The organism is Acidobacterium sp. S8 (assembly GCF_009765985.1).
In the GTDB taxonomy this organism is placed as follows: Bacteria; Acidobacteriota; Terriglobia; order Terriglobales; family Acidobacteriaceae; genus Alloacidobacterium.
Genome location: NZ_LMUM01000033.1, coordinates 60046 through 82396, shown reverse-complemented (window position 1 = coordinate 82396; position 22351 = coordinate 60046). Strand labels below are relative to the sequence as shown.

Annotated in this window: 18 protein-coding genes; 10 read left to right on the top strand and 8 right to left on the bottom strand. The window is 56.2% G+C overall.

Annotated features, from left to right (window positions below; all coding sequences use genetic code 11):
- Nucleotides 1–362: aminotransferase class I/II-fold pyridoxal phosphate-dependent enzyme (locus GSQ86_RS15145; RefSeq protein ID WP_158750785.1), on the top strand; the 362-nt coding region annotated here is incomplete at its 5' end.
- A 3-nt stretch (nt 363–365) separates the two neighbouring features.
- Complete coding sequence (locus GSQ86_RS15140) at nt 366–1358, top strand: NAD(P)-dependent oxidoreductase (RefSeq protein WP_158750784.1); 993 nt, start codon at nt 366–368, stop codon at nt 1356–1358.
- Here the strand turns inward: GSQ86_RS15140 and GSQ86_RS15135 are convergent.
- Both GSQ86_RS15135 and GSQ86_RS15130 read right to left on the bottom strand, forming a co-directional pair.
- Nucleotides 1355–2566 (bottom strand): beta-ketoacyl synthase, encoded by a 1212-nt coding sequence (locus tag GSQ86_RS15135; RefSeq protein ID WP_158750783.1) that lies wholly within the window; start codon nt 2564–2566, stop codon nt 1355–1357. The genes GSQ86_RS15140 and GSQ86_RS15135 overlap by 4 nt on opposite strands.
- A gap of 1 nt (nt 2567) precedes the next feature.
- On the bottom strand, nt 2568–2804 hold the full coding sequence (locus tag GSQ86_RS15130) for an acyl carrier protein (protein ID WP_254062417.1): 237 nt from the start codon (nt 2802–2804) through the stop codon (nt 2568–2570).
- Nucleotides 2805–3642: 838 nt separating this feature from the next.
- Between GSQ86_RS15130 and GSQ86_RS15125 the strand changes: the two genes are divergently transcribed.
- Together GSQ86_RS15125 and GSQ86_RS15120 are read left to right on the top strand one after the other, a co-directional pair.
- On the top strand, nt 3643–7266 hold the full coding sequence (locus GSQ86_RS15125; protein WP_158750782.1) for a carboxypeptidase regulatory-like domain-containing protein: 3624 nt from the start codon (nt 3643–3645) through the stop codon (nt 7264–7266).
- A gap of 111 nt (nt 7267–7377) precedes the next feature.
- Complete coding sequence (locus GSQ86_RS15120) at nt 7378–9318, top strand: tetratricopeptide repeat protein (protein ID WP_158750781.1); 1941 nt, start codon at nt 7378–7380, stop codon at nt 9316–9318.
- A 9-nt stretch (nt 9319–9327) separates the two neighbouring features.
- Here GSQ86_RS15120 and dnaB read toward each other — a convergent pair whose 3' ends face one another.
- A complete protein-coding gene (gene dnaB, locus GSQ86_RS15115) occupies nt 9328–10731 on the bottom strand; it encodes a replicative DNA helicase (protein WP_158750780.1) in 1404 nt (467 codons plus the stop codon).
- A gap of 175 nt (nt 10732–10906) precedes the next feature.
- Here dnaB and GSQ86_RS15110 point away from each other — a divergent pair, with 175 nt between their 5' ends.
- The gene (locus GSQ86_RS15110) at nt 10907–11524 is read left to right on the top strand and encodes a nuclear transport factor 2 family protein (RefSeq protein WP_158750779.1); all 618 of its coding nucleotides are present in this window, start codon (nt 10907–10909) and stop codon (nt 11522–11524) included.
- 17 nt (nt 11525–11541) lie between these two features.
- On the opposite strand, the gene serA is transcribed toward GSQ86_RS15110, so the two are convergent.
- Both serA and GSQ86_RS15100 read right to left on the bottom strand, forming a co-directional pair.
- Nucleotides 11542–13140 carry a phosphoglycerate dehydrogenase gene (serA, locus tag GSQ86_RS15105; protein WP_158750778.1) on the bottom strand — a complete coding sequence of 533 codons (1599 nt, stop codon included), beginning with the start codon at nt 13138–13140 and terminating at the stop codon, nt 11542–11544.
- 159 nt (nt 13141–13299) lie between these two features.
- Entirely contained in the window at nt 13300–14514 is a 1215-nt protein-coding gene (locus GSQ86_RS15100) for an alanine--glyoxylate aminotransferase family protein (protein ID WP_158750777.1), read from the bottom strand.
- Between the two features lie 158 nt (nt 14515–14672).
- Between GSQ86_RS15100 and GSQ86_RS15095 the strand changes: the two genes are divergently transcribed.
- Entirely contained in the window at nt 14673–15086 is a 414-nt protein-coding gene (locus GSQ86_RS15095; RefSeq protein WP_371720661.1) for a GatB/YqeY domain-containing protein, read from the top strand.
- 167 nt (nt 15087–15253) lie between these two features.
- Here the strand turns inward: GSQ86_RS15095 and mgrA are convergent, their stop codons facing one another.
- A complete protein-coding gene (gene mgrA, locus GSQ86_RS15090; RefSeq protein ID WP_158750775.1) occupies nt 15254–16279 on the bottom strand; it encodes an L-glyceraldehyde 3-phosphate reductase in 1026 nt (341 codons plus the stop codon).
- A 220-nt stretch (nt 16280–16499) separates the two neighbouring features.
- Here mgrA and GSQ86_RS15085 point away from each other — a divergent pair, with 220 nt between their 5' ends.
- Nucleotides 16500–16988 (top strand): glutathione peroxidase, encoded by a 489-nt coding sequence (locus GSQ86_RS15085; protein ID WP_158750806.1) that lies wholly within the window; start codon nt 16500–16502, stop codon nt 16986–16988.
- Nucleotides 16989–17013: 25 nt separating this feature from the next.
- On the top strand, nt 17014–19056 hold the full coding sequence (locus tag GSQ86_RS15080) for a phosphocholine-specific phospholipase C (protein ID WP_158750774.1): 2043 nt from the start codon (nt 17014–17016) through the stop codon (nt 19054–19056).
- A gap of 12 nt (nt 19057–19068) precedes the next feature.
- On the opposite strand, the gene GSQ86_RS15075 is transcribed toward GSQ86_RS15080, so the two are convergent.
- Together GSQ86_RS15075 and GSQ86_RS15070 are read right to left on the bottom strand one after the other, a co-directional pair.
- Nucleotides 19069–19791, bottom strand: coding sequence for a DUF5995 family protein (locus GSQ86_RS15075; RefSeq protein WP_158750773.1), 723 nt, complete (start codon nt 19789–19791; stop codon nt 19069–19071).
- 72 nt (nt 19792–19863) lie between these two features.
- Nucleotides 19864–20451, bottom strand: coding sequence for a ribonuclease HI family protein (locus GSQ86_RS15070; protein WP_158750772.1), 588 nt, complete (start codon nt 20449–20451; stop codon nt 19864–19866).
- 190 nt (nt 20452–20641) lie between these two features.
- Here GSQ86_RS15070 and GSQ86_RS15065 point away from each other — a divergent pair, with 190 nt between their 5' ends.
- Together GSQ86_RS15065 and GSQ86_RS15060 are read left to right on the top strand one after the other, a co-directional pair.
- Nucleotides 20642–21238: an RNA polymerase sigma factor gene (locus GSQ86_RS15065; RefSeq protein ID WP_254062419.1), complete on the top strand. Its 597-nt coding sequence runs from the start codon at nt 20642–20644 to the stop codon at nt 21236–21238.
- A gap of 110 nt (nt 21239–21348) precedes the next feature.
- Nucleotides 21349–22329 carry an anti-sigma factor gene (locus GSQ86_RS15060; RefSeq protein ID WP_158750770.1) on the top strand — a complete coding sequence of 327 codons (981 nt, stop codon included), beginning with the start codon at nt 21349–21351 and terminating at the stop codon, nt 22327–22329.
- Nucleotides 22330–22351 lie beyond the last annotated feature (22 nt).

Genomic DNA, 22351 nt, shown 5'->3' with positions numbered 1-22351 from the left:
CCGGAGCGATGGCGGCACCCGCCGCTGCGGCGGTTCTGGGAAAGATAAAGATTCTGGAAGAAGAAACCGAGCGCGTTACGCGTCTACAAAGAAATGCGGCTTTTCTTCGCGAGGGTCTTCAGAGCTTGGGATACGACACGGGATTGTCGCAGACCGCAGTAATTCCGGTCATGCTTCACGATGATGCGAAAACGGCCCTTTTTGCGCGAGAGCTGCGCAATCACGGGATTCTCGTCTCGCCCGTGCTTTTTCCTGCGGTGGCGCAGGGGGCGGCCCGGCTGCGGCTATGCACCACCGCTGCCCATACTGAAGATCATCTCCAGTTTGCCTTGGATGTTTTTGCGAAGATGCGGAACGTCTGACGAATGGCCGTATTTGTAACCGGGGCAAGTGGCTTTTTGGGCGGCCGATTGACAGAAATGCTCGCTCAAGAAGGTCAGCAGGTGACTGTTCTGGCGCGGCCAAGCTCCGATCTGCGGCACATTGCCGGTCTGTCCGGGCTTCGAATTGTACTCGGCGATCTGACTGAAAGCGCGGCAGTTAACGAAGCCGCTCGTGGAGCCACACACATCTTCCATTGCGCCGCGGCTTCCACAGATTGGGCGCCCACGGAAGTCTTTCGAAAGAGCAATGTGACCGGCACAGAGACTCTGTTGGCTGCAGCGCGGCAGGTCTCTGGCTTGAAACGATTTGTGCACGTCAGCACAACGGACGTGTATGGATATCCTGCTGTTGCCTGCGCCGAGACGAGCCCATTGGTGGACGTGGGTTTGCCGTACAACACGACGAAAATCCTGGCGGAGCAGGCGGTGTGGCGCAGTTCGCAGTTGGGTCTGCCTGTGACTGTGATTCGCCCGGCGACCATCTACGGGCCCCGGGGAAAAGCTTTCGTCAAGGATATTGCGGATTTGCTGCTGACGCGGCAGATGGCATACATCGCTGGCGGCAAGGCGAGAGGAGGCTTTCTGTACGTCGATAATGCCGTGGACGCGATCATTGCCGCTGCCCGAAGTCCGCATGCAGAAGCGCAGGCATACAATCTCACCGACGGTACAGGCTTGAGTTGGCGCGAATACGTTGAGGCTATGGCCGCGGGGCTGGGTTCAAAACCACCGTGGATCAATTTGCCTTATAAGGTGGCGATGGCCGTGGCGAGAACGATGGAAGCTCCGTACCACCGCTTCAACGGACTACCGGGTCGGCCTTTGCTAACTCGCCATGCGGTTTCCCTATTAGGCCGAGACCAGGAATTTCCGAGCGACAAGGCCCGCAAAGATTTTGGCTTTGTCTCACGCGTGCCGTTCAATGAGGGAATGGAGCGATCGGTAGCCTGGTTTAAAAATTCGAATCAGGCCTAAGGAAGATATTTGAATGCGAGAGAAGCATTCAAGCCTCCGAAAGCGAATGAATTTGAGAGACATGACTCCACCTGCATCGACCGCGCATGATTGGGAATAACGTCAAGATCGCAGGCTGGGTCGGCGGTGAGAAAGTTCGCTGTAGGAGGAAGAGTGCCGCACCGGAGACTCAGGATGCTGGCGACCGCTTCCAGGGCGCTACCAGCGCCGAGGGCATGACCGTGCATCGACTTTGTAGAGCTGACTGCGAGCTTGTCTGCGTGCGCGCCGAATGTGCTCCGGATAGCTGCTGTTTCGATACGATCGTTAGCCTCAGTGGCAGTGCCGTGGGCGTTGATGTAGCCGATCTGTTCGGGAGCAAGTCCAGCGTCGCGAAGAGCAAGCCGCATGGCGCGTATCGGACCGGTGGGCACTGGCTGCGTAATGTGATTCGCGTCCGCCGACATGCCGAAACCAACAATCTCGGCCAGCGGACGTGCCCCCCGGGCGAGCGCTCTTTCAAGGGGTTCGAGCACCAGCATGGCTGCCCCCTCGCCGAGAATCATCCCGCTGCGTTCAGCAGAGAAGGGTCGACAGGTGTCCTTGCTGATAACGCGCATCGCCTCCCATGCCTTGAGACCCCCTAGAAAGAACGGCGCTTCGCTGCCGCCGGTAATGGCAAATGGGGCAGCTCCAGAGCGAATCATCCAGAAGGCCTGCCCAATGGCGTGTGCTGAAGATGCGCAGGCAGTAGAGATAGTATAGGCAGGCCCTTCGATTCCAAACTGCATGCAGATATGGCTTGCGCCCGCGTTGCTCATGCTCAGAGGAATTGTGAGCGGATGGACCCGGCTTTTGCCGTTGTGAAAGAGTTCCCAGTAGCCCGTCTCTTCGACTGCACGGCCTCCCAGGCAGGAACCGGTGATGACCGCAGCCGTTTCGCGCAGCTCGGGCGTCCACTCGATACCGGCTTCGGCGATCGCCTGGCGTGCGGCAAGAACCGCAAACTGGGCGAAGCGATCCATTAAGCCAATCTCCTGTGGCTCAAAGTGTTCTTCGGGTCTGTAATCCTTGATTTCTGCGGCGTGTTTGAACCGGATCTGCGCGGGATCGATGCTCGAGATCTCTCGAATAGCGGAGTGGCCCGAACGCAAGGCACGCCAGAAATCTGTGGTGTTGCTGCCCACGGCGCTTACCACGCCAGTTCCGGTAACGACGACGCGATGCATGCTATTCGCTGGGCGAAGAGGTGTTCTTCGCCTCCACAAGACGGGTGATGCCTTCAATCATCTCGTGAATATTCTGGACCTGCTTAGCTTCCTCATCGTTAATCTCGATGTCAAACTCGCTTTCGAGGTCGAAGAGGATATTCAGTCGATCCAGCGAATCGATTCCCAGGGATTCGAAGCTGCTGTCGGGCTGCACACTCTCGATGGGCACACGTTTCGAGGTAGCAATTACTTTCAAAACTCGATCTTGGATGGTTTGGTCGGCGGATGTCAGGGAAAAGGTCCTCAGACGTGGTTCATACAAACCCACGTGAATAGATTAGGCATTTCAATTTTATCCTGATTTCGGGATTTGACGGAATCAAGAAATGATCCCTCAAATTTGACCAGGCAGGGAAGCGGGCATTCATCGATGATGTTGATCCATAATTTGCTTCAAGATGCGGGGTTGCCTGCCTCAACCCGGCGCCAAACAAAATTCACCCGCTCCTTCCGTTGGCCCGAGACAATAGATTTCTGAACGGTTGCTTTTTAGCATAGAGGCCGTCGGAACGGACTCTTTCTCTCACCGAACTGTCTCAGGACATTGATGATGGCGGCTTGGGCAGGGCACGTGAGTGCGAGCGGTCCTGCGGGCTTATCCAGCCTATCGCTCGGCCTCGGATTTTGCGTTCACCCTGTCCAGTTGAAAACAAAAGGGATTCCAAAGAGATAGAAGTTCTGCTTGACAATCGAATCACGATTCAGATAACGTTTGCCGCCGTGGGTAATAAAACGATTTATTGAATGTCTGGACATCACTTTGATTGGCTAAAAAATCGTTTGATCTGGATATGCGCCGGTTGTTTTACTAAATGCATTTTCTGGTGCCCTCTGAGTAGGCATTCCATACAGAAATGCAGCCTCTGCCAGTACCATCCCCCGAACAAAGCAGGTTCCGGCAAGTGGCAATGCTTAGAAAACGTGTAAGTTCAGTTATTTTTGGAGGCAAAGAAATGAAATATATATGTCTCTCACGAGACATTTCATCTGTAGCTGCCATTTTCCGGCGGCGCATCCTTATACTTGTGGCATGTATGGCATGGCTGCTGTTCCTGCCGGCCCTGCATGCGCAGGTCACCGCGACTATCAACGGCACCGTCACTGACAAGTCGGGAAGCGTCATATCAAACGCAACCGTTACCCTGCAGAACGACGCCACCAAGGAAATCCGCAATACCGTGGCGAATGGCGACGGCTACTTCGCATTTCCGGCACTGCTTTCCGGTTCTTACTCGGTAAAGATAGAGGCCGGCGGATTCAAGGCGCTCGAGCAGCACGGCATTGTGATCAACGCCGGTGATGTAAAAAAGATTCCCGACCTCATGATGGACGTGGGCACGGCGCAGGAAACTGTTACCGTCCAGACGAGCACGCAGATCATCCCCGTAGAAAATGGCCAGCGCGCTGCGATTCTCGATTCGAAAGATATCCAGCAGCTCGCCTTGCAGTCTCGTAACCTTTCCGAGCTGCTTAAGGTTCTGCCAGGCGTGACTTCAGTGGCCAACGGCATCAGCAACGGCCCTCAGTTCAGCGCACTCTCTGTCAGCGTGGCGCAAAGCGCGGTGGGTAACGGCCTGAATGCGAACGGCGCTCCCAACCGCGGCGGCACATCGCAGCTGGCTGACGGCGTGGACGTCGATGATCCCGGCTGCGATTGCAACGCCATCGCGACCATCAATCCGGACATGACGCAGGAAGCTCAGGTGCAGACCTCAAACTTCGGCGCCGATGCCCCACACGGCCCGGTGGTCATCAACACCATCAGCAAATCCGGTGGCGCCTCGTATCACGGTGAAGGATATTTCTATGCACGCAACGACGTTCTAAACGCCAATGACTGGCAGAGCAATCATCAGGGCGACCCGCGTGGCGCGGCCCACTATTACTATCCTGGCGGCAACTTCGGAGGACCGGTCCCCTTCACGCACAAGAAGCTGTTCTTCTGGGGCGGCTACGAACGTTTCCTGCAGAATACTGGCAACGCCAACGTTCTGACGTCCTTCATTCCGACTCCGGACATGATGGCCGGTAACTTCACCAATACGGCTGCCAACACGGCATTCTGCCAGGGCACCCTCAATGCCACCAATACCAACGGTTGCAACGATCTGACCGGAACCATCCTTCCTGACGGAACCACCGTTGGCCAAGGCACTCGTCCGGCAGGCATGATTCCATCCCAGTTCCTTGACCCAGGCGCGATGGCACTTTCCAAGTTCTGGCCCGCCGCCAATGCAAACCCGGCATCCACCCCCGGTGGTTACAACTATTACCAGATCATCCCGGGCACCCACGATGGCTGGCTCTACCGCTTGCGTGTCGATTACAACCTCAATCAGAACAACCAGTTTTTCATCTCGTACCAGCAGGGTTTTGACGCCGCTCTCTCGCAGGGCAATGGCGCGCACATCTACTGGACACCCGGCAACTCCATTCCTTACCCTGGCGGCGGCCTTACGAGCAGTTCTTACTCGAAAGCGCTTGCCGGCCACTTCGTACACATCTTCGGCCCGACACTCACCAATGAGTTCATCGCCAGCTGGGGATACGGCAACTTCCCCGTCGCGCCACCGGATCAGACAGCGGCTTACCGCAGCACACTCGGCTATCCGGGTTCGTATGGCACGGTCTTTAACACTGGCTCTAAATTGATTCCGTCCTATAGCTCGGCGGGAACGCTGACTTTCCCCGACTTCTCGCAGCAGGACATCTTTGAGACTGGCGGTCAATACCTGGTCCGCAAAGAAATGCCTGCCTTCGCGGACGATGTCACCAAGGTCTGGAAGACGCACACCATCAAGGCTGGCGCCTTCACTGAGAACGTCGGCAATATCCAGGGCGCATCCGAATCCCCCAATGGGGCTCTCAACAGCTTCAGCGGACAGAATCCCAACGTTCTTACTGGCCAGCTGATGGGTTCGCCAAAAAACCCGACCGCCAACTTCCTGATGGGCGTCGTCACCAGCTACGCAGAAAACAGCTCCTCGCCCGTGAGCGACATGGCCTACCAGACTGTTTCTTTCTATGGTAATGACATCTGGAAAGTCACCAATCGCTTCACGCTAGAATACGGAGTTCGCTTCGACCACATTGGTCACTGGTACGATCGTCAGGGTGATGGCATGTCCGTCTTCTACCCTGATCTAGTATCAGCGGACTTCGCAAACGGCCTCGTCAACCCCGGCGTCCGCTCCCACGGAATTGATTCAAAAATCCCGAAGAGTGGGCAACCGGATGCATTTGTCTACGTCGAACCTCGCTTCGGCCTTTCCTATGACCTCTATGGAACGGGCAAGACAATCCTGCGTGGTGGATGGGGCGAGTATCGCTTCTCCGATCAGTACAACGATTTCACCGGCGCTCTCACTACTTCGCAGCACATCCTGTCTTATGGACTGCCTGGACAGAAGAGCGTATTGCTCTCGCAGATCGGTCAGTTGCAGCCGCCAACTCCCGGTGGCATCAACGGCGGAGTGAATGCTCTTAGCCCGACAGACGACAGCATGCCGGTGACCTACAGCTACAACTTCACCGTCTCACAGCAGGCGCCATGGAACACTCTCTTTGAAATAGCCTACGTCGGTAATCAGACCTCGAATCTGGTTGTCGGTGGCGAGAGCGTGTCGGGCAGTGGCTTTGGCGACTTTACAAACTACAACAAGGTGCCAGTCGGAGCTTTCTACCAGCCTGATCCGGTAACCGGCGTGGTTTCGCCTAACCCGGAAAACCTTGGTGGCCCCGGTTCAACGAGCAACAAGGAAGCAGACTATCGCCCCTATGGCTATGCTTATGGCACCAACACCATCGACGTAAACCGGAACATCGGCTATGCCAACTACAATGGCATGCAGGTGAGCTGGGTAAAGCGCAGCGATAAGCTGACCTTCAACCTTAACTACACCTGGTCCAAGAGTCTCGGAACTGGCTTGCAGATCGATCCATTCAACATCAACAACAACTATGGTGTGCTTTCGATCGACCGCCCGCATGTCATCAACACCTCCTACGCATACAACGTAGGGCAGGCGTACCACGGTAATAAATTGCTGGAAGGCGCTGTCAATGGCTGGACCATTTCTGGTATTACCACATGGCAGGCTGGTGGCAATCTGCAAGCGCTGAGCAGCCCGAACTTCAGCATGTCGCTGGCATATGTCAATCTTCCGACAAACGCTTCTGCGGCAGGGATTACGAGCGGCATCGGCAACGCAACTCTCTACGGAACGTCAGCGTCCTACTCGATTCAACCCGAGCTGACCTGCGATCCGACAGCGGGATTGAGCAACAACCAGAAGCTGAAGGCAGAATGCTTCACCCCACCGTCGATAGGAACGTTCGGACCGAGCCAGTATCGTTATATCTCTGGCGCTCCGTACTTTGACAGCGATCTCGCCCTCTACAAAACCTTCCATGTCACGGAAGGCCAGGCAGTGCAGATCCGCGCCTCTGCCTTCAACTTCCTCAATCACCCGCTGCCCCAATTCAGCGGCAATAACCAGCTCACGCTGCATTACAACGTGGACTATGCCACGAAGGCATATACGCAGAACACCAGCAACTATCCTTCCGGCAACATTGACAACTTCGGTGTCCTCGACAACAAGGCGGGCGCACCGACGCAGCGTATTCTCGAACTCGCTGTGAAATATTCGTTCTAACCTTAAACCGGGAGCAGCCGTAAGCTGCTCCCATCAGAACTCTCAAACCGAAGGCTATGCCGCTTTCCTGGGGCATAGCCTTTCGCATATAGTGTCGGATTGCAGGACCGGGTGATCGACGAACTACAAAGTGTCAGGACTAGAAGCAGTAGTTATCAGCATGCGGAGAAGGTTCACAATCAACAGGAAGCTAAGCCCGACATCGTACGGCAGCAGATGAAATCCTCCGCAAAATACGCCATGCTTCTTCTCGCATTATGCAGCGTGGCCATCTCTGTAGCGCAAAACGGTGCAAACTCTGTGTTGCAACAGCACTATGATGCGGCCCAGAAATTCCAAAGTTCTGGCGACCTCGTTCAAGCCGCCCGTCAATATCGCATTTTTATCGCCGACGCCCTCGACGAACTCGGAATCGAACGTGCGCGTCTGGGTGAATACGAGAAAGCCGCACCGTTGTTTGACGAAGCTCTGCGCCTCGCGCCAAACTCGCCGGCGCTTGAAATTGAATATGCCCGCGCCGCCTTCGCACACGGCGATTTTTCCCGTGCGGCAACGCTGGCGCAGCTGGTGATCCATGACTATCCCGCAAATACAAATGCCACTGCAAAGGCGCACCTAATTCTCGGTCGAGTGCTCTCGAAGTCAAATAAGGGAAACGAGGCGCGTCAGGAATTTGAATCCGCCGTAGCGCTTGAACCCGATTTCGAAAGTGGCTATGCGCTGGCCATCGCCTGCCTGAATATGCAGGACAAACCCTGCGCGGCGAAAGTCTTCTCCGAGATGCAGACCGCCTTCGGAGATACGGCGCTCATCCATCGCCAGTTCGGGCTCGCCTATGGCAATTCGGACTTCCAGCAGGATGCTATCAACGAGCTTCAGAAATCCATCGCGCTCGATGGTCACCTGCCGGGAACGCACTACGCGCTCGCAGCCGTGTATCTGTCCAGCTCCGAAGGCGCCAAAATCGCAGAAGCCGAAGAAGAATTGCACAAAGAGCTGGCGGTTTCGCCAAACGATTCGCTCACATACGCAGCGCTTGGCCATCTGGAACAAGGCCAGCATAAGTATGCTGAAGCGGAACGCGATCTCAAACGGGCAATCGAACTGAACGGCGAAAATCCGGACGCATATTTTTATCTCGGGCAGTTGTTGTTCGATACCGGCAGGCCTGCCGAAGCAGAAACCGCATTGCGCCATTCGATTGCGACCACGCGGGACGTTTCCCACAATCGTTACCAGGTGCAGAAGGCACACTATCTCCTGGGGCGGATACTCATGCAATCCGGCCATGCGGACGAAGCACACAAAGAAATGGAAGCTTCCGCAGCGCTCACGAAACAGAGCCTCACGCTCGATCGTGACCGGCTTGCCGATTATCTTGCCGACGCATCCGCGAACCGTTCTGGTGATGCCGATTCCATCGGAGAAAAGAAATCGACCCCGGGAACACAGAATGCTGCTGTCAGCGAATCAAGTCAGCAGATCGACGCTTTTGAAAAGCGGTTGTCTCCGGCGCTCGCCGATAGCTACAACAATCTCGGCGCCATCGCTGCAAGCGGCAAAGACTTCACCTCCGCGTTGACGTATTTCCATCGCGCTGCTGAATGGAAACCATCGCTCGAAGGCCTCGATGTCAACTGGGGACGCGCCGCGCTTTCAGCCGGTCAGTTTCAGGATGCCGTGCTTCCGTTAAGCCGTGCTCTCCATGCGGCGCCGGCGGATACAAACGTGCGCTCGATGCTGGGCATCAGTCAGTACATGGTTGGCGACTACGCAGCAACGCTCCAGACGCTGCAGCCGATGGAAGCGCAGATCAATACAATCCCTCAGCTTGATTTCATTTACGCCGCGGCGATGGTGAAGGCAGGTAATCTCAACAATGGCGTGGATCGTCTCGTCGCACTGGAGAAAGCTGACCCGTCGATTGCCGACGTGCACCGCGAGCTGGCTGCTGCGTATGAGAAAGCAGCCCGCCCTGCCGATGCCGCACGCGAAAAGCAGCAATACGAGGCGCTGCTTGCTGCTAAAACCACTACTCCAGAGCGGCGCTGAGTTACAAAGCTAGTAATCGCCGCCATCCTGCCCATAAGCAAGATTCTCAAAGCGTGTGCACTTCGAGATATATGCCAGATGCACAGAACCGGTTGGGCCGTTACGCTGCTTGGCGATAATGATTTCAGCCTTGCCCTCGGTATCAGGATCGGGCTGGCCGTTCTCATCCCGGTTGTAATACGCCTCGCGATGAATGAATGCGACAACGTCCGCGTCCTGCTCGATGGAACCAGATTCGCGCAGGTCAGAGAGCATCGGCTTCTTATCGCCTCCGCGCTGCTCCGAGGCACGGCTCAACTGCGAAAGCGCAATAACTGGAACGTCAAGTTCTTTCGCCAAGGCTTTCAGTCCACGCGAAATTGCAGAGACTTCCTGGGTTCGGTTCTCATAGCGCTTTCCGCCAACTCCAACTACGCTCGCCGTCATCAGCTGTAGATAATCGATCACGATCAGGTCGAGCGATCCCGACATCTGTCGCAAACGTCGCGCCTTGGCGCGCATTTCGGTCAGCGAGATGCCGGGCGTATCGTCAATGTACATGCGTGATTCGACCAGTTGCTCCAGCGCATGCGTCAGCTTCCGCTGATCTTCGCCCGTAAAATAACCCTTCTGAATCTTTTGCGAATCGACCAATGATTGCGAAGCAAGCATGCGTCGCAAAAGAGATTCTTTTGACATTTCCAGCGAAAAAATGGCGACGATTTTGCCGCCATGTACGGCAGCATTCTGCGCGATATTAATTGCCCACGCCGTTTTTCCCATGGACGGGCGAGCTGCAATGATCGTCAACTCCGACTTCTGCAACCCGCTGGTCATCTTGTCGAAATCGGTGAAGTGCGTGGCGAGTCCTGTTACTTCGCGCTGGCCTTCCTTGAACAAGTTATCGATGCTGCCGAAGGAACCACTGACAATCTCCGGAATACTTGCAAAGCCGCGCGTGATGCCGCGCTCGGTGACTTCGAGCAGGCCGCTCTCTGCGGCGTTCAGCACCTCGAGCGCTTCCTCACCCTGATCGGCGGCGCGTGTGATCGCAGTCGAGCAGATATTGATGAGTTGCCGCAGCAGAGACTTGTCCTTCACGATGCGGACGTACTCTTCAATCGAGATGCGGCGCGGCAGACCTTCAGTCAGCGATGCGAGATAGGCAACGCCACCGATGGCCTCGACTTCTTTACGCTTGGCCAACTCTTCGGCAAGAGTGACGATATCGACCGCGCGACCCGCGTCGATCAGCTCCGCCATGCGCGCGAAGATGCGGCGATGCGAATCCAACGCGAAATCGTCCGCGTTCACCTTCTCCGCAGCTTCGTTGTAGGAATGGTTATCGAGCAGGATTGCGCCAAGGATCGAGCGCTCGGCGTCGATGCTTGCAGGCAGTCCGCGCTCAAAAGCGATATCGGGAGTTGTGGCCATGAAACTCTAGTGTAGGCCACCTTTGGGTAGCAGATGTATCAGTGAATCCAGTTGAAAACTGGGTCATTTTTGTGCATTTGTCCCCCGAATGCACCGCTCAAGGCATCTATTTCGTCTAATAGTCAGAAAGCGATATCATCAGCATGACACCCCAAATGCAACTATGAAGCATACATTGACCCGTTTTCCTCTGTTTCTGATTGTGCTTTGCGCACCTGCTGCTCTATTGTCCGCTCAAAGTTCCGTCGCCGTTACTCCCGCCACAGCTAACGCCTCGCAATCCGTTGAAATCAAAGAGATGCAGAAGCTTGAAGATCAGTGGAGCGATGCCATCGTGAAGCGCGATCAGTACGGTCTGGAGTTGCTGCTGTCCCCGCTGTACGTCGGTATCTCAGCCGGCGGTGAGGTAACCACGCGCAACCAGCAGATTGCACAGCTTTTCCAGAAAACTACCGACCCGCTCACCATGGAACAGCGCGTTATCAGCGCACGTATGCTGGGTGACGTTGCCGTCGTCAATGGCACCTACATTACACGTCGCAAGACCGGCAGCGATACTATCGAAGAGCGCGGCATCTTCACGCATGTCTACCAACGCGTGCGCTCCAACTGGCTCTGCATCAACTCTCAGCGCACGATCGTAGCCGAGGAATCGCCCTCAAAACAGAAGGCAGCCAAGAAGAGCAACGCCGAACTTCCCTTCCATGTCCCCTTTATTTCTAAGGGCTCCGATTCCACAAAACAGCCGCCAGCTCAGACCGATACCCAGGCAAATCCGCAACCCCCGCAATAAAAAAGGGAACAGACGCGCTACTTCGCACCATCCAGATTCGCGATATGCACCTGAAGAATGGCATCCACGTCACGAAGTGCGGTCAGCGCCGCTGGTGTAATGCTCCCATCCACCTGCACCACAGCTAGTGCATCGCCCTGCGGCACGCGGCGGCTGCGATCTGAACGGCCAAGAGCGAAGTTTGCGATATTGACCTCGTGATCGCCGAGAATCGTACCGACCCGGCCGATGACGCCGGGCACATCGCGGTTGTGAATCGTGAGCAGCGCACCCTGCAGCGGAGCTTCAATGTCAATATTGTCGAGGCTCAGCAAACGCGCAGAAATGCCGTGCAACACCGTAGCGCTCGCGGTGAAGTCGGACGTCGGCGTATGCAATGTAAGCTTCAGCACGCTGCCCGCTCCGCCCGATGCAGCCTCTTTCTTTTCTTCGTGGATGCGAATGCCGCGTTCGGCGGCAATCGCCGCTGCGTTGATGCGGTTGACGCTCTCCGAGTGGCCCAGCACGCCGGCAATGGCACTGTTGCGAATCAACTCTGTCTTGCCTTCCGCAAGGCGCCCGCTGTATGAAAGCTCAATGCTCTCAATGCTGCCTTCCGGAAACTGTGCCAGGAAGGTGCCAAGACGCCCCGCCATATCAATGTAAGGCGCCACCTCCAGGTACTCTTCGTGCGAAAGCGACGGTAAATTCACCGCATTCTGCACCACGCCCAGCTTCAGATATTCGCGCACCTGCAGCGCAATCTGCACGCCCACGGCCTCCTGCGCTTCCGCAGTCGACCCCGCGATATGCGGTGTCAGAATCACGTTTTCCAGCCCAAAGAACGGCGAATCCTTCAGCGGCTCCTTATGAAACACGTCCAGAGCTGCGCCGCCAACGTGCCCGCTCTTCAGCGCATCAGCCAGCGCCTCTTCCACGATCAGCTCGCCGCGCGCACAGTTGATAATCCGTACACCCTTCTTCATCGTGGCCAGCGTTTTTTCATTGATGATTCCCGTCGTCTGCGGCGTGAGTCCCACATGCAGCGTCAGGTAATCCGACTCGCTGAACAGCTCCTCGACCGTCACCAGCCGGATGGCATTCTCGCGCGCGACTGCAGCCGAAACAAAAGGATCATGCCCGATCAGCTCCATCCCAAAGCTGCGTGCGCGCCGGGCCACTTCAAGGCCGATACGCCCCAGGCCAAGGATGCCGAACTTTTTACCACGCAGCTCTGTACCTTGCAGTGATTTTTTCTCCCATTTACCTGCATGCATGGTCGAGTTAGCCTTCGGCAGCATGCGTCCCAGCGCGAGCATCAGGCCGATCGTCAGCTCGGCGACAGCAATCGCATTCGCGCCCGGGGTATTCATCACCACGATGCCGCGACGAGTAGCAGCGTCCGCGTCGATGTTATCCACGCCTACTCCTGCACGGCCAATCACGCGCAGCTTAGGCGCAGAAGCCATCAGCTTGTCATCCACCTGCACAGCCGAACGCACTACGAGGCCATCGGCATCGGCCAGCGCTTCCGGCAGATCCGTGATCTGGTCATGGGTAAGAATCTGCCAGTCCGGCTCAGATTTGAAAACAGCGAGTGTCGCGGGGGAAACTTTTTCGGCGAGAACGATCTTCATCTTGCTCCTTCAAATTATGTGGGGAGGACGAGTCTTCAGAAATTCATTGCAGCTTCGATCAGGTCATTCTGAGCGAAGCGAAGAATCTCAGAGAAATTGGCACAGCCAGCAGCTTTGAGATTCTTCCCTGATTCCGTCGTCAATATGGAAAACAGCAGCCTACCGTGCTCCAACCGCTTCCAGCGTTTCGGAAGCAGCCTTCGTTGTGCGCTCCACGTAGACCTTCTGCGCAGCAGCCAGAGCCTTGCCAAACTCAAACCCCGGCAGCTTCAGCGCCGACGCAGCCACCTGTTCCAGCGCGCCGATGATCGCAATCGTGTCCATGTAGTCGAAGAAGCCGATATGTGCAATGCGGAAGATCTGCCCCTTCATTTCGCCCTGTCCATTCGTAATCACAGCAGCGAAGCGGGTTTTCAGATCCTTCACAATCACCCCAGAGTCCACGCCCTCTGGCGGCAGAACAGCGGTCGCGGCGGCAGCCGGAGCATCCGGGCCGAATAGTTTCAATCCAAGAGCTTCGACCGCAGCGCGCGTCATCGCAGCGCAGGTCTCCGCATTGTCTACCAGCGCCTTGCGGCCAGTGGCGAGATCGCCTCCGCCCTGCGCGGCAATGTAATCGAGCGCCGCACCCAGAGCGGCAATCAGAGCCACCGCCGGCGTATAGGCCGACTCACCCTTCTGCGCGTTCTTCCGCTCCTTGCGCAGGTCGAAGTAGTAGCGCGGATTCTTCGAGGTCTCCATCGCCTTCCATGCGCGATCGCTGACCCCAAGGTAAGCAAGACCCGGCGGAATCATAACCGCCTTCTGCGAACCGCCGATGATCACATCGACGCCCCAGGCATCCACATCGAAGTGCGTGGTGCCAAGGCCGGTGATAGCGTCCACAATCAACAGCGCATCGCTCTTTGCATCCTTCAGCAGCGCGGCTACGCCCTGCACATCGTGGCGCACGCCGGTCGAGGACTCGGTCGCCTGCATCAGCACGGCGCGCGTCTCCGGCTTCAAAGCCTTGCGCACTTCGTCCAGCGAGAAAGTCTGGCCATTCGGAACCTTGATCGCATCGACGACGCAGCCGAATGCCTTTGCCAACGCCTCCCAGCGCTCGCCAAATTTTCCAGCAGTCAGCACCAGCACGCGATCGCCGGGCGAAGTCAGGTTCGATACCGATGCTTCCATCGCGCCGGTTCCTGATGAGGCCAGCAGCAGCACATCGTTCTTGGTGCCGACAAAGTCCTTTAACTGCGAGAGCACCCGCAGATACAGGGCGCGAAACTCAGGCGTCCGATGGTGAATATCGGCAGCCGCCATGGCGAACTGGGCTGCGGGAAGCAGCGGCGTGGGACCGGGCGTAAACAGGCGCGTTTTGCGAATCATTGTCTCGAAATCCTCACATTTATTGTATCCAGAGGCTCGAAAACGCGTTTCTTTCTATAATGAGAGGTTTGGGCCATCCTCAAGCCCGCTATCGGAGCCGGAGACACGTGAGTCAGGAAAATTTAGTCCAGCAGATTGAAAAAGATATTATCGCCGCCATGAAGGCGCGCGAATCCGAGCGCCTTTCCACGCTGCGCATGGTCAAGACCGCCTTCAAAAACAAAGAGATCGAGAAGCGCCAACCCCTTACCGAAGCAGAAGCCCAGCAGATTCTCACTACGCTCATCAAGCAGCGCAAGGAATCCGTCGAGCAGTTCACCAAGGGAAATCGCCCGGAGCTAGCTGCAAAAGAGCAGGCGGAAATCGTACTAATCGAAGGCTACATGCCCAAGGCAGCCGGGGAAGAAGAGATCAAGAAGCTTGTAGACGAAGCGCTCACCGGACAAACCTTCGGCCCCAGAGACATGGGAGCCGCCATGAAGCTGGTCCAAGCTCGCATTCAGGCATCCGGTCTGCGCGCCGATGGCCGCCAGGTAAGCGAACTTGTGAAGTCAAAGCTGGCCGGCAGCTAAGCCAGATATGCCGTCATTCTGAGCGCAGCGAAGAATTCAGAGAATGTTGGCGCGAGTAAGGAGCCAACGGTTTGTGTGAGAATCCTGAAACAGTTCCGCTATCCCAGATATTATCTGGATTCTTCGCTGCGCTCAGAATGACGGACTTCAAATCAAAAGGTGGACACTCACTCCGCCGAAACAGACCGCCACAAATCAATCCCGCTATCCTTAGCGTGCTGATCAATCTCTTTCAATTCCGACTCAGAAAACTCCAGCTTCTTCAGCGAATCAAGCGAATCATCCAGCTGCGCCACATTCCGCGCCCCAATCAGCGCTGTAGTCACGCGAGCATCGCGCAGCACCCAGGCAATGGCCATCTGCGCCAGGCTCTGCCCGCGTTTTTCAGCAATCGCATGCAGCGCCCGCACGCGGTTCAGATTTTCTTCACTCAGAAAATTCTTACTGAAGCTGCTGTTATCCAGCTTCACACGTGAATCCGCTGGCACGCCGTTCAAATACTTGTTCGTCAGCAAACCCTGCGCCAGCGGCGAAAATGCGATGCAGCCCACGCCCAGCGTACCGAGAGTGTCCAGCAACCCGGCCTCGATCCAACGGTTCAGCATGGAGTAAGAAGGCTGGTGGATCAGCAGCGGAACGCCCTCCGAGCACAGAATTTCATAAGCGCGCTTCGTCCGCTCCGGCCCATAGGAAGAAATGCCCACATAAAGCGCCTTACCCTGCCGCACAATCTGCGCCAGAGCGCCCATCGTCTCTTCGAGCGGCGTGTCGTTCCACGGCCGGTGCGCGTAAAAGATGTCGACATACTCAAGACCCATGCGCTTGAGGCTCTGGTCGAGCGAGGCAATGAGATATTTCTTGGACGCGCCAATGCCATAAGGTCCCGGCCACATATCCCAGCCCGCCTTCGACGAGATAATCAGCTCATCCCGCAGGCTGCCGAAGTCCTTTTTCAGGATCAATCCAAAATTCTCTTCCGCCGAGCCATAGGGCGGCCCATAGTTGTTCGCCAGGTCGAAATGTGTCACGCCGCGGTCAAAAGCGCGGCGAATCACAGCACGTCCCGTTTCGAAAACGTCCTCGCCGCCAAAGTTTTGCCAGAGTCCGAGCGAGATGGGGGGCAGAACGATTCCCGAGCGCCCGCAGCGGCGGTATTCCGCTTGTTCGTAGCGTTTAGGATCAGGCTGATACATGATGCTCTCCTTGAATTTCAATCTTTATCAGGATCATACATTTTGAAGGCGTCATCTTTATGAGACTAAAAGGCTGTGTAAACACGTCATGAAATAGCCCGGCCTGCCATCCTTCGTAACGGCAGACCGCTATAATTCCAGCATCATCCGGAGGAAAACTGTGCGTAAGATCGCGTCTGCACTTGTGCTTTGCATGGCGGGCAGCCTCATGGCCGCCACCATGTCTGTTTACAACTTCACGCTGAAGTCTATTGACGGCAAGCCCACTCCTTTATCGGAGTACCACGGCAAAGTCCTCATGCTGGTCAATGTCGCCAGTAAATGCGGCTTCACCCCACAATATTCGGCACTTGAATCGGTCTATGAAAAATACAAGGATCGCGGACTGGTGATCGTCGGTATCCCCGCCAATAACTTCGCCAGCCAGGAGCCGGGCACGAACGAAGAAATCAAGAAGTTCTGCAGCACAAAATACAACGTGTCATTTCCGATGATGGCCAAGGTCTCGGTGCTGGGCGATAACAAGGCGCCACTCTACGCCTTTCTTACCGATAAGTCGGCGAACCCGCAGATCGGCGGCGATATCAAGTGGAATTTCACGAAGTTTGTCTTCGATCGCAATGGTAAGCCGGTCGCCCGATTCGAGCCGAATGTGACGCCAGATTCGCCTCAGGTCATAGCCGCCATTGAATCGGCGCTCAAGCAATAGATTTTCATTAGGATTTTTAGTCGCAATGAGCACGAGCCGCCGCAGCTTCCTAAAGTTACTCAGTTCCAGCGCCCTTACCGCGAGCTTCCCGGCCAGCATCAGCCGGGCGCTCGCGATTCCTGCCAGCCATCGCTCTGGGACTATCAACGATGTCGAGCATATCGTCATCCTGATGCAGGAAAACCGCTCTTTTGATCACTATTTCGGTGCTTTACGCGGTGTTCGTGGGTTTGGAGATCCGCGAGCCGTTCGCCTGCCCTCCGGTAAGCCAGTCTGGTATCAGCCGAATGGCGAAGACCATCTCTTACCCTTTCATCCTGGAGCACCGAATCTGGGACTGCAATTTCTCGAAGACCTGCCGCACGACTGGACTTCAACCCAGCAAGCCCACAATAAAGGCCATTATGACCAGTGGATTCCCAACAAGGGAACGACCACGATGGCGCACCTTGTTCGCAGCGACATTCCTTACCATTACGCCCTAGCCGACGCTTTCACGATTTGCGATGCCTACCATTGCTCGCTGCTCGGCCCCACCGATCCAAACCGCTACCACATGTGGACAGGCTGGGTTGGCAATGACGGCCAGGGGGGCGGTCCGGTTGTCGATAACGCGGAGGCGGGCTACACCTGGACTACGTATCCGGAGCGCCTGCAGGAAGCGGGCGTGAGCTGGAAGATTTATCAGGACATTGGCGGTGGTCTGACCGCCAAAGAGGAATGGGGCCAGACCAAGAACGCCTACATGGGCACCTATGGTGACAGTTCGCTGCTCTTCTTCAAGCAATATCAGCAGGCGGAGCCGGGCAGCCCACTGCATGACCGGGCAAAAACCGGGACAAGCATCGCCGCCGGCGGCTCGCTCTTCGACGAGTTCCGTAAAGATGTAACTTCCGGTAAGCTGCCACAGGTTTCATGGGTTGTTGCCCCCGAGGCCTATACCGAACACCCAAACTGGCCCGCGAATTACGGCGCATGGTACGTCTCGCAGATTCTGGACGCGCTGACTGCAAATCCTGAAGTGTGGAGCAAGACCGCGTTCTTCCTCACCTATGACGAGAATGACGGTTTCTTCGATCACATGGTGCCGCCTGTGCCTCCGCAATCGCGAGACCATGGTCTGTCCACCGTGGAAACGACGCACGACATCTTTCCCGGACACGAGAAATATCCCGCTGGCCCATATGGGCTGGGTGTACGCGTGCCGATGATCGTGATCTCGCCCTGGAGTAAGGGCGGGTGGGTCAACTCTCAGGTCTTCGACCATACTTCGATGATTCGCTTTATCGAAGCCCGTTTCGGTGCACATGAACCAAATATCACTCCATGGCGCCGAGCAGTCTGCGGTGATCTGACTTCGGCTTTTGATTTTTCAGCGCCCAGCAGCAGCGCTGTTTTGTTGCCGCATACCGTTGCCTATCTTCCTCCGGATAACAAAAGTCATCCGGACTACAAGCCTGCGCCTCCCGTCGAACAGGCCATGCCGGTACAGGAGCCGGGAACACGTCCGTCCCGTGTCTTGCCCTATGAGCTATATATGGAAGGCATCGCCGATTCCGGTCATTTCCAGCTTCATTTCAGGAATGCGGGAAAGCAGGGAGCCGTCTTCCATGTGCGCTCCGGTCAGAGCGGCATTCACCCGCGCAGCTACACCGTCGGTCCGAACGCCGAGCTGTCCGATACCTGGGAGATACAGGCTGATTATGATCTTGCCGTCTACGGCCCGAATGGGTTCCTGAGAGCTTTCAAGGGAGGCCCGAAAGATCAGATTGAGAGCACGGTGGACTACGATGCCGCCGGCAATCATGTCCAGCTTCGGCTGCGCAATCGCGGAAATGCCGACTTTAATTTGCGTGTACGCGACGCATATAGCGAAAAGTCGATCTCTCATACCCTGCACGCAGGCAAAGAATGGCGCCAGAAATGGCAGCTCAACGACACTTTCGGCTGGTATGACCTGACTATCGAGTCCGAGGGCGATCCCAGCTTTCGCCATCAACTGGCCGGGCATCTTGAAACCGGGAAGGACAGTATGAGCGACCCGGCAATCGGGGCAGTGAAGGCGTAGATACGCGGTCTGTCAGGGGACAGGAACCAGAAGAACGTTCCCGGCTACACTGCTCAAACCGTCGAGCGAATTCATAAAAGCGGACGACAAATCAGGCGATGCCCGCAGGTGCCACAGAATCTCCGCGTTTCGCCAGGCGGATTCGCGGGCGGCGCTGACGCTCCAGGCCGCAAGCGTGTTTTCCAGTTGCGCCGCGGGCGGGAGCGCGTCGCCGAGAAGGCGAACGTCCAGGGTATGCTTGGCCTGATCAATCAGGCTGTCGAGTGTCGAATTGAGGGCTGTGTAGTCGGTATACAGAACTCCGCTGTGCGCCGGAACAGAACCGGTTGCTGTGCAGGTGGCGACAATCGCTTCAGCAAGATCGTGATTAATGTGTGCATTGATCCCGGCGAAGGCGAACTGGATGCGGGCGATCTGGGCTTGATTGCGCCTTTCAAACAACGCCTGCCAGCAATCCGGCACAGGCTGGCCTAAGAGTGATGCGGCAAGCGCGTTGAAGTAAAGGCGTGCGAATTGCACGTCGAGCGCGGCAAGCCATGCCGGAGCGCTGAAGCCGCCAGCGACGATGCGGGCTTCGACGGCCTCCGTGACCTGCAGATAGAGCCAGTTGAACCACTTCAGTCCGTCCCCGTCCGCGCAAGTGCCGTCGATGGTGCGCAGGATGGTGAGGACATCGGCTATGGAAACAGGCGTCGATTGCACCGCAGGCAACAGCGCGGAATCATAAGGAAACATGGCCCGCATTATAGTGACGAAGCCGCGCGATCATTATGAAAGGTTGACGAGACTGGTAACCTGTTGAAATTCCTAGCTTTCTCGCGTTACACGTACAAAAATTCCATCCGGCAGCTCACCCTCAACCAGGTGGATAACGCCGCCTTTCACAAAACCTCGTAGAATCTGCGGCTTGGGTGCTGAAGGCGCAGCAGGCTGTGGAGACTTGCCGGTGCCTTTGTCCATTGCCTGATTGGCAAGCTGGTCGGCACGTTGATTCTTGCATCGCAGAACATGTTGAATCTGAAAGGCTTCCAGCTTGGATGCGCGGCTTTTCGCCTCGTCATAAAGGGGACGAAGTTCGGGGCTGTTGACCCTGTATTGGCCCTTCATCTGTTTCACCATCAGTTCTGAATCGGCGACGACTTTCAAGTGGGTATGGCCGTGGGAAATGGCGTAGTCCAGTGCCGCTAAAAGGCCCGAATATTCCGCAAAATTGTTCGTTTTTTTGCCCAAAAACTCGCTCAGTTCGGCCACTTTTTTGCCATTTTCGTCCTGAATATAGACGCCATATCCTGCGGGGCCGGGATTGCCGCGGGAGCCGCCGTCACAGAAGGCGGTAATCCAGCCAGACTTCGTTTCAGGTTCAGAGTGGGGGAAAAGAGTGCTTTCAAAGACCATGAGCCGAGTTTAAAGGAATCTGAAAAGCAACGTCTTCGGCTAACGAAAGTCGTTCCGAATCGTCTATTTCATTGCATTTGCGATCGCATTCTGGAGCAGTGGAAGTATGCCGGCAGACGCACTGAGAATTCCCGTCCCCACGACGGCCAACGCGCATCCTGAGGGTCGAACGATACAATCCTCGCAGCGCATGCTGACAGACGTACGCGACCGTACTACGGAAACGGAGCTGATCCGCGAGGCCCAGCAGGGCTCACGCGCAGCCTTTGATCTTCTGGTGCGTCAGTATGATCAAGCCGTGCTGCGGCTGGCGCTGCATCTGACAGGCTCTGAGCAGGACGCGCAGGATATTCACCAGGAAGCCTTTCTAAAGGCTTACCGCTATCTCGGAAATTTTCGTTTCGAGTGCTCGTTTTATACGTGGATTTACCGCATCGTTACCAACCTGTGCCTCGACCAGTTGCGGCGGCGCAAGTCCCGGCGCGAAGACCCGGCGGTGATGATCGACGCTTCGGGCGAAGAGATGGACCTGCTCAGCAATGTCAGCGATGACCGGGCCGGAGCAAATCCTGACCGCGAGCTGCAGCGCAAAATTCTGGGGCAGAAAATTCAAGCTGCCCTCGATACGCTGACACCCCGTGAGCGGATGGTTTTTGAGCTGAAGCATTACCAGGGACTGAAGCTGAGAACCATTGGCGAAATGCTGAACACAACGGAAGAGACAGCGAAGAACACGCTCTTTCGAGCAACACGAAAGTTACGCGCAAATCTGGCGGAGATACGTTAGAACCTAGGTTTTAACCATAGCAAGAAGGGGCCAAAGGCCTCGCAAGAAGGCTCAAAGAAGCCGATTGAAAGTAAATTTTTTGAGGCAATGTGAGGCAAAGGATGAAAGCCATGAAGTGTGATCTGGCTCAACAGAATATTGCGTTGGCAGCCTACGGAGAAATCTCCGACGACGCCAACCACCAACTCGAACAGCACCTGCGGGAGTGTGACGATTGCCGCCGCGATATGCAGGCGATGCGCGGCTTCAAGACCACCATGGCGCTCTATCCGGTCGAAGAGCCACCCGCGGCCATGCTGGCGCAGGCCCGTATGCGCCTGGAAGAGGCGCTCGATAACATTCCGCATGGAAGCTGGCTGGTACGGCTTACGCAGCTCCTGACCCGCGGGGTTGGCCGTTTGCGCGCCGCCCCCGTAATGGCTTCGCTGCTGCTGCTGGTGGGTCTGGGTGCGGGCGGGTATGGCGGTTATCGTGCCGGGCTGAAGGCGCATGAAGCGGAACAATCCAAGCTGATTTTGAATCTCGGTCAGCCGCCGGCAGTGGTCGAAGAGAACCCCGCTCAGATCGCGAATGTAAGCGGGATCACACGCGATCCGAAGTCAGACATCGTGAAGGTGAATTACAACAAATTAGTCCCGGAAACGATGCAGGGAACGGCGGACGACCCCCGTATACGCCAGCTTCTGCTGCTGGGAACGCAGAACCACCTGAATGCGGGTGTGCGTGACGACTCCGTAGATCTGCTGGCTCATGAGTGCCGCAATGGACGCCAGTGTGACGATGATGGCCCCATCCGCAACGCCTTGATGGTTGCCCTGCGCTATGACAAGGATTCCAGTGTTCGGATGAAGGCGTTGGAAGGACTGCAACCGTATGTGGCCGAAGATATGCGCGTGCGCGATGCGGTGCTTGAGGCTCTAATGAAGGACTCCGACCCGCAGGTTCGCTCGCAGGCCATTAATCTGATTGAGCCGGTCGAAAGCGACTCAAGCGTGAGGGAAGTCTTGCATACCGTGGCATTGCAGGACGATAATCCGCAGATTCGGACGGTTTCGCGGCAAGTGCTGCAGCAATTACCGCAAATACAATAGAAGTCGAAAATCAAACGATAAC

Excerpts from the sequence above, each read along its gene's own strand:
- dnaB (WP_158750780.1), bottom strand. The coding sequence starts at position 10,731 with ATGGCCACAACTCCCGATATCGCTTTTGAGCGCGGACTGCCTGCAAGC.
- GSQ86_RS15095 (WP_371720661.1), top strand. The coding sequence starts at position 14,673 with ATGAAGGCGCGCGAATCCGAGCGCCTTTCCACGCTGCGCATGGTCAAG.
- mgrA (WP_158750775.1), bottom strand. The coding sequence starts at position 16,279 with ATGTATCAGCCTGATCCTAAACGCTACGAACAAGCGGAATACCGCCGC.
- GSQ86_RS15080 (WP_158750774.1), top strand. The coding sequence starts at position 17,014 with ATGAGCACGAGCCGCCGCAGCTTCCTAAAGTTACTCAGTTCCAGCGCC.
- GSQ86_RS15070 (WP_158750772.1), bottom strand. The coding sequence starts at position 20,451 with ATGGTCTTTGAAAGCACTCTTTTCCCCCACTCTGAACCTGAAACGAAG.
- GSQ86_RS15085 (WP_158750806.1), top strand. The coding sequence starts at position 16,500 with ATGTCTGTTTACAACTTCACGCTGAAGTCTATTGACGGCAAGCCCACT.
- GSQ86_RS15100 (WP_158750777.1), bottom strand. The coding sequence starts at position 14,514 with ATGATTCGCAAAACGCGCCTGTTTACGCCCGGTCCCACGCCGCTGCTT.
- GSQ86_RS15125 (WP_158750782.1), top strand. The coding sequence starts at position 3,643 with ATGGCATGGCTGCTGTTCCTGCCGGCCCTGCATGCGCAGGTCACCGCG.
- GSQ86_RS15135 (WP_158750783.1), bottom strand. The coding sequence starts at position 2,566 with ATGCATCGCGTCGTCGTTACCGGAACTGGCGTGGTAAGCGCCGTGGGC.
- serA (WP_158750778.1), bottom strand. The coding sequence starts at position 13,140 with ATGAAGATCGTTCTCGCCGAAAAAGTTTCCCCCGCGACACTCGCTGTT.
- GSQ86_RS15060 (WP_158750770.1), top strand. The coding sequence starts at position 21,349 with ATGAAGTGTGATCTGGCTCAACAGAATATTGCGTTGGCAGCCTACGGA.
- GSQ86_RS15140 (WP_158750784.1), top strand. The coding sequence starts at position 366 with ATGGCCGTATTTGTAACCGGGGCAAGTGGCTTTTTGGGCGGCCGATTG.
- GSQ86_RS15065 (WP_254062419.1), top strand. The coding sequence starts at position 20,642 with ATGCTGACAGACGTACGCGACCGTACTACGGAAACGGAGCTGATCCGC.
- GSQ86_RS15075 (WP_158750773.1), bottom strand. The coding sequence starts at position 19,791 with ATGTTTCCTTATGATTCCGCGCTGTTGCCTGCGGTGCAATCGACGCCT.